Origin of the sequence: Bacillus sp. GMs2/2 (assembly GCF_050172095.1) — a bacterium.
Taxonomy (GTDB): domain Bacteria; phylum Bacillota; class Bacilli; order Bacillales; family Bacillaceae_G; genus Bacillus_A; species Bacillus_A cereus.
Genome location: NZ_JBNLYE010000725.1, coordinates 1 through 1126, shown reverse-complemented (window position 1 = coordinate 1126; position 1126 = coordinate 1). Strand labels below are relative to the sequence as shown.

The window sequence follows — 1126 nt, the reverse complement described above, 5'->3', positions numbered from 1 at the left end:
CGCATGATGGAATACTTAAAAAAGTTTAATGAAATCAGAGATACGAAGCGCAATAGCTTTGGATATATCGCTACCTATGGCGAGGCAAGATTAAAAGCTTTATCCATCGATGAACGAGTTGAAAAAATGAAACTTCACAACAATTACGGATTAGGTAAAACACATCTACAAATAGCAGCTGCTAGATGGATTATACAAAATGTTCAAACTATGAATAAAGACATTGTAAATGCACAACCGAGAGGGTGCAGAGTAGTTTGTATAAGTGATGTTACTTTTATGACAGAGATTATGTCAGCAAAGCGTGATGATAAAAAGGAGTACTTTGAAAAGCTCCATACAGTCGTAGAGTATGCTGATGTATTGGTTTGGGATGATCTAGGTAAGAGCAAACATACAGAATCCCGTGAAGAAATGTATTACGAAATCATTAATGAGCGATATAAACGTAAAGCGCCCATCATTTTTAGTTCAAATGAAGATGAATATACCTTACCTGAAAAAATTGGGTTTGCAGCTGCTGATAGATTACTAGGAATGGCAAACGATTATTTGATTGAAGTCGAGGGAGAAAGCTATAGACGGTAAAAGAGAGAAATGAATCATTTTGCGGGAATGGAGTTGAGAGCATGGAACAATTAACTTTTGAAGACATCGTAGGAAACATGGACTATACAGCACATAGTACGGCTGCGAATTTCCTCTCTAATCATTCAGTAACACCAACTTATGCAGTAGAATTTTTTGATCGAGATAAAAAGCAGAAGTTACGTTGGTTTGAAGTCAATACAGAGGGTGAAGCAAAAGAAAAGGCAGAAGAAACATATGGGAGAATTCAAATCATTAAAGTATATGTGTCCAATCGAACGTTGAAAGAAATTATGGAGCTGGACTAAGGGCATTTTCATCCAGAGAGCACATGCATTTCCTAAAATGGACAAGCCAATGCAAAGGAGAACAGGCATAGATGAAAAGAGAAATAGACATGAAAACAAACGGCATCTACATTGTGGTGGATGGGAAGATCAACTTTGAAGAACCACCAAAGAGCGGCTACGGGCAGCAAGTCTTATATTGGGTAAAGGGAAAAGTGTCTCATACACAAACAACGATTACGAATAAGTTC

Annotated in this window: 3 protein-coding genes; all 3 read left to right on the top strand. The window is 37.3% G+C overall.

Going from position 1 to position 1126, the window contains the following annotated elements; all coding sequences use genetic code 11:
- The coding region (locus ACQGS6_RS29040; RefSeq protein ID WP_426966075.1) for a DnaA ATPase domain-containing protein at nucleotides 1-588 on the top strand (588 nt) is incomplete at its 5' end.
- Between the two features lie 41 nt (nucleotides 589-629).
- Nucleotides 630-896, top strand: a complete 267-nt coding sequence (locus ACQGS6_RS29035; protein ID WP_426966074.1) for a hypothetical protein — start codon at nucleotides 630-632, stop codon at nucleotides 894-896.
- Between the two features lie 71 nt (nucleotides 897-967).
- Nucleotides 968-1126: DUF3954 domain-containing protein (locus ACQGS6_RS29030; protein ID WP_426966076.1), on the top strand; the 159-nt coding region annotated here is incomplete at its 3' end.